This window comes from Streptomyces sp. NPDC050674, from assembly GCF_040654575.1.
Taxonomy (GTDB): Bacteria; Actinomycetota; Actinomycetes; order Streptomycetales; family Streptomycetaceae; genus Streptomyces.
Map to the genome: position 1 here is coordinate 321,720 of NZ_JBFAIG010000004.1, position 13,326 is coordinate 335,045.

A 13,326-nucleotide genomic window follows, 5' to 3' on the forward strand; every position below is an offset into this window, starting at 1 on the left:
CTACTCTTGGGGACCGTGTCTTCTACGGATTCGCAGGACTTCACCTACGCCGATGTCGGCGCCACCCGTGACCGGGGTTTCTGCCCGCCCGGCTTCCACCCCATGACCGTACGCACGCGCCTGGGCGAGGGCGAGGAGGTCTTCCGCCGGGCGTCGGAGGCGGTCCTGACCTGGGAGATGCACCGGGCCATGGGCGTGGGCATCGACGCGACCGCGGACCGCGCCGCCCCCGGCGTGGACGTCACGGTCACCCTGGCCGGGATGATCAAGGCCCCCTGCCGCGTGGTTTGGACGGTCGAGGAACCCCGCCGGGCGGGCTGGGCCTACGGCACCCTGCCCGGCCACCCGGAGACCGGCGAGGAGTCCTTCGTGGTCGACCGCACGGGAGACGGCACGGTCTGGCTGACGGTGAACGCGTTCAGCCGGGCGGCGAAGTGGTACGCGAAGGCGGGCGGCCCGGCGACCAGGGGTTTCCAGCACGCGTATGCACGGCGGTGCGGCACTGTCCTCCGGAACTTGGCGACCCGGGGTGGCGAGTTGGCCTGAGGGGCGCGGGGAACTACGCGAGCAACCCCCCACGCACCCGCAGACGGCAACTCACCGCATCAACAACCCCGCAGCCGCCACCAGCTCCTCGGAGGGCCCGGCCACAAGCCCCAACTCCGCGCTGGAAGCCATAAGCCGATGCGCGGGAAGGATCCGCACCGTGTACCCGAAAGGCCCGGTGCGATCCAGCGACAAAGGCCCTTCGTACACCCAGCGCCCGTCCTGGTCGGGAGACCCCACCGGCTTCAGGGGAACAACCGTCGCGTCCCCGATCCGGTCCTCCTCGTCCACCCGCCCGGACACGACCTGCACGTCCACGTCATCCGGCCCGAGATCGCCGAGGGCGACCCGCACCCGAAGCCCCAGCGTCGTCCCCAGCTCGGCCAGCACCTCCGACGCCGATGTCTCCACATGGTCGACGGTGACGCCCGGCCATGCCGCCCGCACCCTCGTCTTCCACTCGGCGAGGTCCCGCGCCGCGTCCGGGCCCACGGCCCGGTGGGAGAGCGCAGCCGGCGCGTAGAGCCGCTCGACGTACTCGCGGACCATCCGCCCGGCCAGCACCTTCGGCCCGAGCAGGCTGAGCGTGTGCCGGACCATCTCGATCCACCGGTCGGGCAGCCCGCTGCGTCCCCGCTCGTAGAAGCGGGGCGTCACCCGCTGCTCCAGCAGGTCGTACAGCGCCGCGGCCTCTATGTCGTCCCGGTGGTCCGGGTCGGTCCCCACACCGTCCGCCGTGGGGATGGCCCAGCCGAAGTCGGGCTGGAACCACTCGTCCCACCAGCCGTCCAGAACCGACAGATTGAGACAGCCGTTGAGCGCGGCCTTCATCCCGGACGTGCCGCAGGCCTCCAGCGGCCTGAGCGGGTTGTTCAGCCAGATGTCGCAGCCGGGGTAGAGCTTCTGCGCCATCGCCATGCCGTAGTCCGGCAGGAACACGATCCGGTGCCGCACCCGCGGGTCGTCCGCGAACCGCACCAGCTCCTGCACCAGCCGCTTCCCGCCGTCGTCCGCGGGGTGCGCCTTGCCCGCCACGACGATCTGCACCGGCCGCTCGGGGTGCAGCAGCAGGTCCATCAGCCGGTCCCGGTCGCGCAGCATCAGCGTCAGACGCTTGTACGACGGGACGCGCCGGGCGAAGCCGATGGTGAGGACGTCCGGGTCGAGCACGTCGTCGATCCAGCCCAGCTCGGCCGTGTGGGCGCCGCGCTGCCGCCAGGAGGCCCGCAGCCGCTCGCGCACCTCCTCGACGAGCTGCTCGCGCAGCACCCGCCGCAGGTCGAAGATGTCCTGGTCGGGGATGTCGGCGACCGCGTCCCAGCGGTCCGAGCCGCCGACGGTCAGGGCGTCCTCGGCACGCTGGGCGCCGATCTGCCGGGCGCCGAGCCGGAACACCTCGGGGGCGACCCAGGTGGGCGCGTGCACCCCGTTGGTCACCGAGGTGATCGGCACCTCGTCGGCGTCGAAGCCGGGCCACAGCCCGGCGAACATCTCCCGGCTGACCTTGCCGTGCAGCAGGGAGACGCCGTTGGCGCGCTGGGCCAGGCGCAGCCCCATGACGGCCATGTTGAACAGGTTCGTCTGCCCGCCGGGGTAGGTCTCCATGCCGAGCCTGAGGACGCGCTCGACGTCGATGCGGGGCAGCTCGGCGCCGGGACCGAAGTGGCGGGCGACCAGCTCGCGGTCGAAGCGGTCGATGCCGGCCGGGACGGGCGTGTGGGTGGTGAAGACCGTCCCGGCGCGCACCGACTCCAGCGCGGAGTCGAAGTCGAGGCCCTGGGCGCAGAGTTCGGCGATGCGCTCCAGGCCGAGGAACCCGGCGTGCCCCTCGTTGGTGTGGAACACCTCCGGCTCGGGGTGTCCGGTCAGCCGGCAGTACGTGCGTACCGCCCGGACCCCTCCTATGCCGAGGAGCATCTCCTGGAGCAGCCGGTGCTCGCTGCCGCCGCCGTAGAGCCGGTCGGTCACGCCACGCTCGCCGAGGTCGTTCTCCTCGACGTCGGAGTCCAGCATCAGCAGCGGGACCCGGCCGACCTGCGCCAGCCAGATCCGGGCGTGCAGCTGCCTGCCGCCGGGCAGGGCGAGGGCGACCTGTGCGGGGGTGCCGTCGGGCTCCTCCAGCTGGACGACGGGCAGCTCGTTGGGGTCGAGGACCGGGTAGTGCTCCTGCTGCCAGCCGTCCCGGGACAGGGTCTGGCGGAAGTAGCCGTGCCGGTAGAGCAGGCCGACGCCGATCAGCGGGACGCCGAGGTCGCTGGCGGCCTTGAGGTGGTCGCCGGCCAGGATGCCGAGGCCGCCGGAGTACTGGGGCAGGGCGGCCGTGATGCCGAACTCGGGCGAGAAGTAGGCGATCGCCGCGGGCAGGTCCTCGGGCTGGGTCTGGTACCAGCGGTCGCCGCTCGTGTAGTCGTGCAGATCGCCCGCGACCGCGGCGAGGCGGCGCAGGAACGGGCGGTCCCCGGCCAGCTCCGCCAGCCGTGCGGGCGGCACGCTGCCCAGCAGCCGGACGGGGTCGCCGCCCGAGGCCGCCCAGCGCTCGGGGTCGACGGACCGGAACAGGTCACGGGTCTCCGCGTGCCACGACCAGCGCAGGTTGCGGGCCAGGTCACTGAGGGGCCGGAGGGGGTCGGGGAGAACGGGTCGGACGGTGAATCGACGGATCGCCTTCACGGGTTCCACCTCGGCGCGTTCGCTGGATTTCGCAGGGCTTCGACGACGTCTTCTACGACAGTACCGGCGTCGGCGCCCCCTCCGCTGGAGCTCAGGGCCGGTGCCCCCGATCGGCCGGAACGGCACCATCGGCGGATATGGCCGATTCCACCCCCATAGGCGTCCTTGTGGTGCTTCACACGTCACGAGAGGCTGCCTCTGGCGTACCGGCCCGTGCCCGCCGCTCGCGGCACCGCGCGGCGGCCGTACGCCGAGTCGAGGAGGGGAACTCGGACCATGGCTCGGACGCGCGAGCGGCGTCTGCGCCGGGCGGGGGGCCTGGCGGCGGCGATCTGCGCCGCGGCGTTTTCGGCCACCACCCTGCCCGCGCACGCCGTACCGGAGGGGCGGATACTCGGCGCCGGATCACCCGGTTCCGTGCACGGAAGTTACCTGGTGACGCTGAAGGAGGGCACGGGGTCCCGGTCGGCGGCCGGACAGGGCCTCGCCCGGACGTACGGGGTGAAGATCAGCCACATCTACGGCACGGTCCTGAACGGCTACGCGGTCCGGGCCGACGCGAGACAGGCAGGGCGGCTGGCCGCCGACCCCCGGGTCGCCTCGGTCGTCCAGGACACCCGTGTGCGACTCGAGGACACCCGGCGCGACCCGCCGTCCTGGGGGCTGGACCGCGTCGACCAGCCGCGTCTGCCACTGGACCGGAGCTACACCTGGCCGCGGCGGGGCGGGGCCGGGGTGACGGTGTACGTGATCGACACCGGCGTGCGGACCACCCACGAGGACTTCGCCGGCCGGGCGGGCCACGGCTGGGACTTCGTCGGGAACGACCCGGTCGCCTCCGACGCCAACGGCCACGGCACCCATGTCGCGGGCACGGTCGCCGGGACGTCCTACGGCGTCGCCAAGAAGGCGAGGGTCGTCTCGGTACGTGTCCTGGACGCCGCGGGCGGGGGCACCACGGCCCGGGTGATCGCCGGGATCGACTGGGTGACCCGGCACGCGAGGAAACCCGCGGTGGCCAACCTCAGCCTCGGCGGCCCGCGCAACGACCGGCTGGACGCCGCGGTCCGCGCCTCCATCGCCTCCGGCGTCACCTACACGGTCGCCGCGGGCAACGACGGCGTGCCGGCCGGCCGGACCTCCCCGGGCGGCGTCGAAGAGGCACTCACGGTCGGCGCGACCGACCGGGAGGATACAAAACCGGCCTTCTCCAACCACGGTCCGGCCCTCGATCTGTTCGCACCGGGGGTCGCCATCACCTCGGCGTGGGCCGCGAGCGACACCGCACGGGCCGTCTCCTCGGGTACCTCGATGGCGTCCCCGCATGCCGCGGGAGCGGCCGCCCTCTATTTGGCCGATCATCCAAAAGCTGCTCCGTCGCAGGTCGGGAGGGCTTTGACCGCCTCGGCGACGACCGGGAAGGTCTCCGGCCGGGGCGCCGGTTCGCCGGACAAATTACTGCGGGTGCCGCCCGGGTAGGGCGAAGAAACAGCCACGCCCGGGACCGGCCCCGTCCGTCGCGGACGAGGCCGGTCTTGTGTGTCGACATACGCGTGAGTAGTTAACAAAGTGCCGGATTGCTCACCCGAATAGGGTGGGAAGGCTCCTGCGGGTACCCCTCTCAGGAGCACCAAGCAGGACCCACCTCCCCACAGACATCCGCCTACCCACGTTGACGCGGACAGGAGCGGTCATGCCCGCCAAGCACCACTCGCCAGCACCCCCCGACCACCGCACCACCGGGGCGCGCGCACCCGGCGGCGAAGCACGCCCCGCGCGCCCGGCCGACGCCGGCCCACAGGCCTCGCCACCACTCCCGGGCGACGAGACCGCGGTCGGGCGCATACCCGTCCTGGATGTCCGCCCGGTCGTCCAGCGCGGCCGCCGGCCCGCCAAGGCCGTCACCGGCGAGAGCTTCGAGATCTCGGCGACCGTGTTCCGGGAGGGGCACGACGCGGTGGCCGCCAATGTCGTCCTGAGGGACCCCGAGGGCCGCCCCGGCCCGTGGACGCCCCTGCGGGAGCTGGCTCCGGGGACGGACCGGTGGGGCGCCACCGTCACCGCCGGAGAACCCGGCCTGTGGACGTTCACGGTGGAGGCATGGGGGGACCCGGTCGGTACCTGGCGCCACCACGCCCGGATCAAGATCCCCGCCGGCATGGACACGGACGTCGTCCTGGAGGAGGGGGCTCGTCTGTACGAGCGGGCCGCCGCCGGTGTGCCCGAGGAGGAGGGACTGCGCGACGTGATCCTCACCGCCGTCGACGCCCTGCGGGACGAGAACCGTCCCGCGGCGGCTCGTCTGGCGGCGGCGCTGACGCCGGAGGTGGACGGGGTGCTGGCCCGGTATCCGCTGCGGGACCTGGTCACCACGTCCGAGCCGTTGCCGCTGCTGGTGGAGCGGGAGCGGGCGCTGTACGGCTCGTGGTACGAGTTCTTCCCGCGTTCGGAGGGCACCCCCGAGCGGCCGCACGGCACGTTCCGCACCGCGGCGCGCCGGTTGCCGGCGATCGCGGCGATGGGTTTCGACGTGGTCTACCTGCCGCCGATCCACCCGATCGGCACGACGTTCCGCAAGGGCAGGAACAACACCCTCTCCCCCGGCCCGGAGGATGTGGGTGTGCCGTGGGCGATCGGTTCGCCGGAGGGCGGGCACGACGCGGTGCATCCGGACCTGGGCACGCTGGAGGACTTCGTCTGGTTCGTCGGGCGGGCGCGGGAGCTGGGCATGGAGGTGGCGCTGGACTTCGCGTTGCAGTGCTCCCCGGACCATCCCTGGGTGCACAAGCACCCCGAGTGGTTCCACCACCGCCCCGACGGCACCATCGCCTACGCGGAGAACCCGCCGAAGAAGTACCAGGACATCTACCCCATCGCCTTCGACGCGGACATGGACGGGCTGGTCGCCGAGACCTGCCGGGTGCTGCGGCACTGGATGGACTGCGGGGTGCGCATCTTCCGCGTGGACAACCCGCACACCAAGCCGGTGGTCTTCTGGGAGCGGGTCATCGCGGACGTCAACCGCACCGACCCCGACGTGATCTTCCTGGCGGAGGCGTTCACCCGCCCGGCGATGATGCACACCCTGGCCCAGATCGGCTTCCAGCAGTCCTACACCTACTTCACCTGGCGCAACACCAAGGAAGAACTCACCGAGTACCTGACGGAGCTGTCGGGTGAGGCGGCCTCCTACATGCGGCCGAACTTCTTCCCCAACACCCCCGACATCCTGCACGCCTACCTCCAGCACGGCGGCCGGCCCGCCTTCGAGGTCCGGGCGGTGCTCGCGGCGACCCTCTCACCGGCCTGGGGCATCTACTCCGGCTACGAACTGTGCGAGAACACCCCGGTGAAACAGGGCAGCGAGGAGTACCTGGACTCCGAGAAATACCAGCTCAGGCCCCGCGACTGGGAGAGCGCCGAACGCGAGGGCCGCACCATCGCCCCGCTGCTCACCCGGCTCAACACCGTCCGGCGGGAGAACCCGGCCCTCCAGCAGCTGCGCGACCTGCACTTCCACCACGCGGACCAGGAGGCGGTGATCGTCTACTCGAAGCGGAAGGGTTCGAACACGGTTCTGGTGGTCGCCAACCTCGACCCCCACCACACCCAGGAGGCGACGGTCTCGTTGGACATGCCGCAACTCGGCCTGGACTGGCACGAGTCGGTGCCGGTGCGCGACGAGCTCACCGGCGAGACCTACCACTGGGGCAGGACCAACTACGTGCGCCTCGAACCGGGTCACCGGCCCGCGCACGTCTTCACGGTCCTGCGACCGTCCACCCCGGAGATCGGAGGGTCACCCACAACATGATCGTCAACGAACCCGTCCAGGACACCTTCGAGGACACCCCCGCCCGGGACCGTGACCCGGAGTGGTTCAAACGCGCCGTGTTCTACGAGGTGCTCGTCCGCTCGTTCCAGGACAGCAACGGCGACGGCGTCGGCGACCTCAAGGGCCTGACCGCCAAACTCGACTACCTCCAGTGGCTCGGCGTCGACTGCCTGTGGCTGCCGCCGTTCTTCAAGTCCCCCTTGCGCGACGGCGGCTACGACGTCTCCGACTACACGGCCGTGCTGCCGGAGTTCGGCGACCTGGCCGACTTCGTGGAGTTCGTCGACGCCGCCCACCAGCGCGGCATGCGCGTGATCATCGACTTCGTCATGAACCACACCAGCGACCAGCACCCGTGGTTCCAGGAGTCCCGGAAGGACCCCGACGGGCCCTACGGCGACTACTACGTGTGGGCGGACGACGACAAGCAGTTCCAGGACGCACGGATCATCTTCGTCGACACCGAGGCCTCCAACTGGACCTACGACCCGGTCCGCAAGCAGTACTACTGGCACCGTTTCTTCTCCCACCAGCCGGACCTCAACTACGAGAACCCGGCCGTGCAGGAGGAGATGATCTCCGCGCTGAAGTTCTGGCTGGACCTGGGCATCGACGGGTTCCGGCTGGACGCGGTGCCGTACCTGTACCAGCAGGAGGGCACCAACTGCGAGAACCTGCCGGAGACGCACGACTTCCTGAAGCGGGTGCGCAAGGAGATCGACGCCCAGTACCCGGACACCGTGCTGCTGGCGGAGGCCAACCAGTGGCCCGAGGACGTCGTCGACTACTTCGGCGACTACCCGAGCGGCGGCGACGAGTGCCACATGGCGTTCCACTTCCCGGTCATGCCGCGCATCTTCATGGCCGTGCGCCGGGAATCGCGCTACCCGGTCTCCGAGATCCTGGCCAAGACCCCGGCGATTCCGTCGAACTGCCAGTGGGGCATCTTCCTGCGCAACCACGACGAGCTGACGCTCGAGATGGTCACCGACGAAGAGCGCGACTACATGTGGGCCGAGTACGCCAAGGACCCCCGCATGCGCGCCAACATCGGCATCCGCAGGCGGCTGGCCCCGCTGCTGGACAACGACCGCAACCAGATCGAGCTGTTCACGGCCCTGCTGCTGTCGCTGCCGGGCTCGCCGATCCTGTACTACGGCGACGAGATCGGCATGGGCGACAACATCTGGCTCGGCGACCGCGACGCGGTGCGCACGCCGATGCAGTGGACCCCGGACCGCAACGCGGGATTCTCCTCGTGCGATCCCGGCCGGCTGTTCCTGCCCACGATCATGGACCCGGTCTACGGCTACCAGGTCACAAGCGTCGAGGCGTCCATGGCCTCGCCCTCGTCGCTGCTGCACTGGACCCGCCGCATGATCGAGATCCGCAAGCAGAACCCGGCCTTCGGCCTCGGCTCCTACACGGAGCTGCCGTCGTCGAACCCGGCGGTGCTGGCGTTCCTGCGGGAGTACGAGGACGACCTGGTGCTGTGCGTGAACAACTTCTCCCGTTTCGCACAGCCCACGGAACTGGACCTGAGCGCCTTCGAGGGGCGGCACCCGGTGGAGCTGTTCGGCGGGGTCCGCTTCCCGGCGATCGGCGAGCTGCCGTACCTGCTGACCCTCGGGGGCCACGGGTTCTACTGGTTCAGGCTCCGCAAGGAGACCATGTGAGGCCTGAAAAGGCCTGTTGAGGCCTGATGCGCGGGGCGGGCGGCAAACCCCGGCGGCGGGGCGTTTCCTCCGCCCCGCCCGGGGCACGCATCAGTAACACCCCGCCCACCCGCGTGAGCCGGAGGAGCGCCGTCCGGGGCCCGCCACAGGCGCCGGAGGCGCACCGATCACGGGTGAAAGGACGCGACGCCATGTCGGAAGCCGTCACACGCACCGTCACCACCCCGCCCGGCCTTCTTGCCTCCCTTGATCCACTGCTGCGGGAATGGCTGCCGCGGCAGCGCTGGTTCGCGGGCAAGGGACGGCCGGTCACCGGGTTCACGCTGGTCGAGGCCACGGAGCTGCTCCCGGCCACCTCCAAGCTCGGCCTGTACCACCTGCTCGTGCGCGCCCATCAGCCCGTCGTGCCGTCCCACGGCGCGCCGGGCCACCCCGGTGACTGCTACCAGTTGCTGATAGGCGTGCGCGAGGCGCTGCCGCCTCGGCTGGCGCCCGCGCTCATCGGACACGTGCCGACGGGTCCGCTGGCGGGCCGGACCGTCTACGACGCCCTGCACGACTCCCGGCCGGCCGAACTGCTCCTGGAGGCGCTGCGCACCCGGGCCCGGGTCGGCAGGCTCCGCTTCGACCGGGACCCGGGGCAGGACATCCGCTCGGGGCTGGTGCCGCGCGTGGTGACCGCCGAGCAGTCCAACTCCTCGATCGTCTACGGAGATACGTTCATCCTGAAGCTGTTGCGCCGGATCGTGCCCGGTGTCAACCCCGACCTGGAGCTGCCGCTCGCCCTGGCCCGCGAGGGCTGCCCCCGGGTTCCCGCCCCGACGGCCTGGATGGTCGCGGACATCTCCCCCACGGCGGACCCGGTCGTCACGACCGGACCGGCCGACCCCGCGGGCCAGCCGTACGTCCTCGGGGTGCTCCAGCCGTTCCTGCAGGGCGCCACCGACGGCTGGGAACTGGCGCTGCGCGAACTGGCCAAGGGGGAGGACTTCGGCGCCGAGGCGCGGGCCCTGGGGCGGGCGACCGCCGAGGTGCACACCGCGCTGGCCCGGGCGTTGCCGACCGTCACCCTCGGTCACATGCAGCTCCGGCTGATGGTCGACGGCATGATCGAGCGGCTGGAGGCGGCCGTCCAGGCGGTGCCCGCGCTGCGGCCGTATGCCGGTGGGCTGCGGTCGGCGTTCACGGCGCTGGGCGACCTGGCCGCCGAGGGCGGTACCTGGACCGCGCAGCGGGTGCACGGCGATCTGCACCTCGGCCAGTGCCTGCGCTCGCCGTCCGGCGAGTGGTGGCTGATCGACTTCGAGGGCGAGCCGGCCCGCCCGCTCGCCGAGCGGCGCATGCCGCAGCCGGTGGTGCGGGACGTCGCCGGCATGCTGCGGTCCTTCGACTACGCGGCCCGCTCGATCGACCCTCCCCGGCCGGACTGGGCCGAGACCTGCCGTTCCGCGTTCTGCTCCGGCTATGCCGAGGCCTCCGGCCACGACCCGCGCACCGACCCGGTGCTGCTGCGGGCCTACGAGACGGACAAGGCGATCTACGAGGTGGTGTACGAGGCCCGGCACCGCCCCGACTGGCTGCCGGTGCCCCTGGCCGCCATAGACCGGCTCGCCTCGTCCGGCCACCTGACCTGACCGACCCCTCGTCCTGGAGGCTCCGCCCGTGACCCCCCGCCCTGAGTCCAGCGGTTCGCATCCCAAGGGGACCGCCGGGGAGAAGATCCCCGAGCAGCCCACGGCCGCCCAGCGCAAGAGCGCCGCGAAGAAGACGGCGGTGCCGAAGCAGGCAGCGGCGAAGAAGACGGCCGCCGCGAAGAAGGCCGCCGCCAAGAAGACGCCCGCCGCGCAGTCACCGGCGGTGAAGGCCGCGGCCAAGAAGGCGACGCCGGCGAAGACGACCGCGAAGAAATCGGTCGCCAAGGAGGCGGCGGCCAAGGAGGCGGTCGCAAAGAAGACAGCTGCCGGGAAGACGGCTGCCGGGAAGACGACCGCCCGGAGGGCGGCAGCCGAGAAGGCGGCGCCGCCCGTGAAGGCGGCGGCGAAGAAGGCCGCGCCCGCGAAGGCCGTCGCGAAGAAGGCGGCGCCGGGGGCGGAGGCGGCCGAGCCGGCGGCGCCCGCGAAGAAGGCCGCTGCCAGGAAGGCCGTCACGAAGAAGGCCGCGGCGACGAAGGCGACGGCGGCTAAGTCCACGGCCGCGAAGAGCACGGCCGCGAAGACGCCGGTCACCAAGGCCGCCCCGGCGAAGACGACCGCGAAGAAGGCGACCGCCAGGAAGACCGCCGTCAAGAAGACCGCGGTCAAGAAGGCGGCCACGGCCGGGGCCCCCGCGGAGACGGCCCTCGCGCGCGAGGCACCCGCCGGGACGGCCGGGTCCGCCCAGGTCACCCCTCCGGAGATGGAGGTCGCCGTCTCGCCCGCCGTCGACGCGGTGGACCGGGAGCGACTGCTCGGCGGCACGCACCACGACCCGCACTCCGTGCTCGGCGCGCACCCCGTGCCCGGCGGCATCGCCTTCCGGGCGTTCCGGCCGTACGCCCTGTCGGTCACCGTCGTCACCGGGGAGCTGCGCGCCGAACTGCACGCCGACGGGGAGGGGTTCTTCTCCGGGTTGCTGCCGCTGCGGGAGGTCCCCGCGTACCGGCTGGTCGTGGAGTACGAGGGGACGGTCCTTGAGACCGAGGACGCCTACCGCTTCCTGCCCACGCTGGGCGACCTCGACCTGCACCTCATCGGCGAGGGCCGGCACGAGGAGCTGTGGACGGCGCTGGGCGCCCACCCCATGACGCACCAGGGCGTGACCGGCACCCGCTTCGCGGTGTGGGCGCCGAACGCGCGCGGGGTGCGCGTGGCGGGCACGTTCAACTTCTGGGACGGCACCGGACACGTCATGCGGTCGCTGGGCTCGTCCGGGGTGTGGGAGCTGTTCCTGCCGGACGTCGGCGAGGGCGAGCTGTACAAGTTCGAGATCACCCGGTCCGACGGTTCGAGGTCGATGCGCGCCGACCCGATGGCACGCCGCACGGAGGTGCCGCCGGCGACCTCGTCGGTCATCACGTCCTCCCACTACGAGTGGGGCGACGCCGAGTGGGTGGCCCGGCGTGCCGAGACCCCGGCGCACGAGGCGCCGTTCTCGGTGTACGAGATCCATCTGCCGTCCTGGCGGCCTGGGCTGACGTACCGTCAACTGGCAGAGCAGCTCCCCGGGTACGTCAGGAACCTGGGCTTCACGCACGTGGAGCTGATGCCGGTCGCGGAGCACCCGTTCGGCGGGTCCTGGGGCTATCAGGTCACCGGTTTCTACGCGCCGACGGCCCGGCTGGGCACCCCGGACGACTTCCGGTACCTGGTCGACAAGCTGCACCAGGCCGGGATCGGGGTCCTGATGGACTGGGTGCCGGCGCACTTCCCGCGGGACGACTGGGCGCTGGCCGAGTTCGACGGCCGGCCGCTGTACGAGCACGAGGATCCGCTGCGGGCCGCGCACCCCGACTGGGGCACGCTGGAGTTCGACTTCGGCCGCAACGAGGTGCGCAACTTCCTCGTGGCCAACGCCGTGTACTGGTGCGAGGAGTTCCACATCGACGGGCTGCGCGTGGACGCGGTGGCGTCCATGCTCTACCTGGACTACTCGCGCGAGGCGGGGCAGTGGACGCCGAACGAGCACGGCGGCCGGGAGAACCTGGACGCGGTGGCGTTCCTTCAGGAGATGAACGCGACGGTGTACCGCAGGGTGCCCGGCGTGGTGACGATCGCCGAGGAGTCCACCGCGTGGGACGGCGTCACGCGGGCCACCCATCACAAGGGCCCGAGCGGCTTCGGCGGGCTCGGGTTCGGGCTGAAGTGGAACATGGGCTGGATGCACGACACGTTGCAGTACATGAGCCACGAGCCGGTGCACCGCAAGTACCACCACGGCGAGATGACGTTCTCGATGGTGTACGCGTACAGCGAGAACTACGTGCTGCCGATCTCGCACGACGAGGTCGTGCACGGCAAGGGCTCGCTGGTGTCGAAGATGCCGGGCGACTGGTGGCAGCAGCGCGCCGGGGTCCGGTCCTACCTGGGCTTCATGTGGGCCCACCCGGGCAAGCAACTGCTGTTCATGGGCCAGGAGTTCGCGCAGGGCGCCGAGTGGTCCGAGGCGCACGGCCCCGACTGGTGGCTGCTCGACCCGGGCTACGGGGCGGAGGCCGACCACCGGGGCGTGCGCGACCTGGTCCGCGACCTCAACACCGTCTACCGGGCGACCCCGGCGCTGTGGCGCCTCGACACGGACCCAGCCGGTTTCGAGTGGATCGTCGGGGACGCCGCCGACGACAACGTCCTCGCGTTCCTGCGGCTGGACCCGGAGGGCGTCCCGGTCCTGGCGGTGTCCAACTTCGCGCCGGTCACCCGGCCGGACTACCGGCTGGGCGTGCCCGAGGACGTCCCCGCCTGGCACGAGGCCGTCAACACCGACGCGGCACGCTACGGCGGCAGCGACGTCACCAACCCCGACCCGGTCAAGCCCGAGCCGCTGGCCTGGCACGGCCGCCCGGCCAGCATCCGGCTGACCCTGCCGCCGCTGGCGACGGTGTGGCTGCGGCCGGCGTAAGGGGCC

The 13,326-nt window shown here is 71.7% G+C and carries 7 protein-coding genes; 6 read left to right on the forward strand and 1 reads right to left on the reverse strand.

Translation table 11 applies throughout. From position 1 onward, the window contains the following. Positions 1-6: 6 nt before the first annotated feature. On the forward strand, positions 7-546 hold the full coding sequence (locus AB0I06_RS10130; RefSeq protein ID WP_363118285.1) for a DUF1990 domain-containing protein: 540 nt from the start codon (positions 7-9) through the stop codon (positions 544-546). Between the two features lie 51 nt (positions 547-597). On the opposite strand, the gene AB0I06_RS10135 is transcribed toward AB0I06_RS10130, so the two are convergent. After that, entirely contained in the window at positions 598-3,216 is a 2,619-nt protein-coding gene (locus tag AB0I06_RS10135) for a glycosyltransferase family 1 protein (protein ID WP_363118286.1), read from the reverse strand. A 276-nt stretch (positions 3,217-3,492) separates the two neighbouring features. Between AB0I06_RS10135 and AB0I06_RS10140 the strand changes: the two genes are divergently transcribed. The 5 genes from AB0I06_RS10140 to glgB all read left to right on the forward strand — a co-directional run bounded on the left by AB0I06_RS10140 (position 3,493) and on the right by glgB (position 13,320). Beyond that, entirely contained in the window at positions 3,493-4,695 is a 1,203-nt protein-coding gene (locus AB0I06_RS10140; RefSeq protein ID WP_363118287.1) for a S8 family peptidase, read from the forward strand. 214 nt (positions 4,696-4,909) lie between these two features. Next, positions 4,910-7,030, forward strand: coding sequence for an alpha-1,4-glucan--maltose-1-phosphate maltosyltransferase (locus AB0I06_RS10145; protein WP_363118288.1), 2,121 nt, complete (start codon positions 4,910-4,912; stop codon positions 7,028-7,030). After that, positions 7,027-8,727, forward strand: a complete 1,701-nt coding sequence (treS, locus tag AB0I06_RS10150; protein WP_363118289.1) for a maltose alpha-D-glucosyltransferase — start codon at positions 7,027-7,029, stop codon at positions 8,725-8,727. Before AB0I06_RS10145 ends, treS begins: the two co-directional genes overlap by 4 nt. A gap of 191 nt (positions 8,728-8,918) precedes the next feature. Continuing rightward, positions 8,919-10,361 carry a maltokinase gene (locus AB0I06_RS10155; protein WP_363118290.1) on the forward strand — a complete coding sequence of 481 codons (1,443 nt, stop codon included), beginning with the start codon at positions 8,919-8,921 and terminating at the stop codon, positions 10,359-10,361. 28 nt (positions 10,362-10,389) lie between these two features. Beyond that, a complete protein-coding gene (gene glgB / locus AB0I06_RS10160; protein WP_363118291.1) occupies positions 10,390-13,320 on the forward strand; it encodes a 1,4-alpha-glucan branching enzyme in 2,931 nt (976 codons plus the stop codon). Positions 13,321-13,326 lie beyond the last annotated feature (6 nt).

Bases quoted from the DNA above. Each gene is read 5' to 3' on its own strand.
- AB0I06_RS10140 (WP_363118287.1), top strand. From the start codon at position 3,493: ATGGCTCGGACGCGCGAGCGGCGTCTGCGCCGGGCGGGGGGCCTGGCG.
- AB0I06_RS10145 (WP_363118288.1), top strand. From the start codon at position 4,910: ATGCCCGCCAAGCACCACTCGCCAGCACCCCCCGACCACCGCACCACC.
- treS (WP_363118289.1), top strand. From the start codon at position 7,027: ATGATCGTCAACGAACCCGTCCAGGACACCTTCGAGGACACCCCCGCC.
- AB0I06_RS10155 (WP_363118290.1), top strand. From the start codon at position 8,919: ATGTCGGAAGCCGTCACACGCACCGTCACCACCCCGCCCGGCCTTCTT.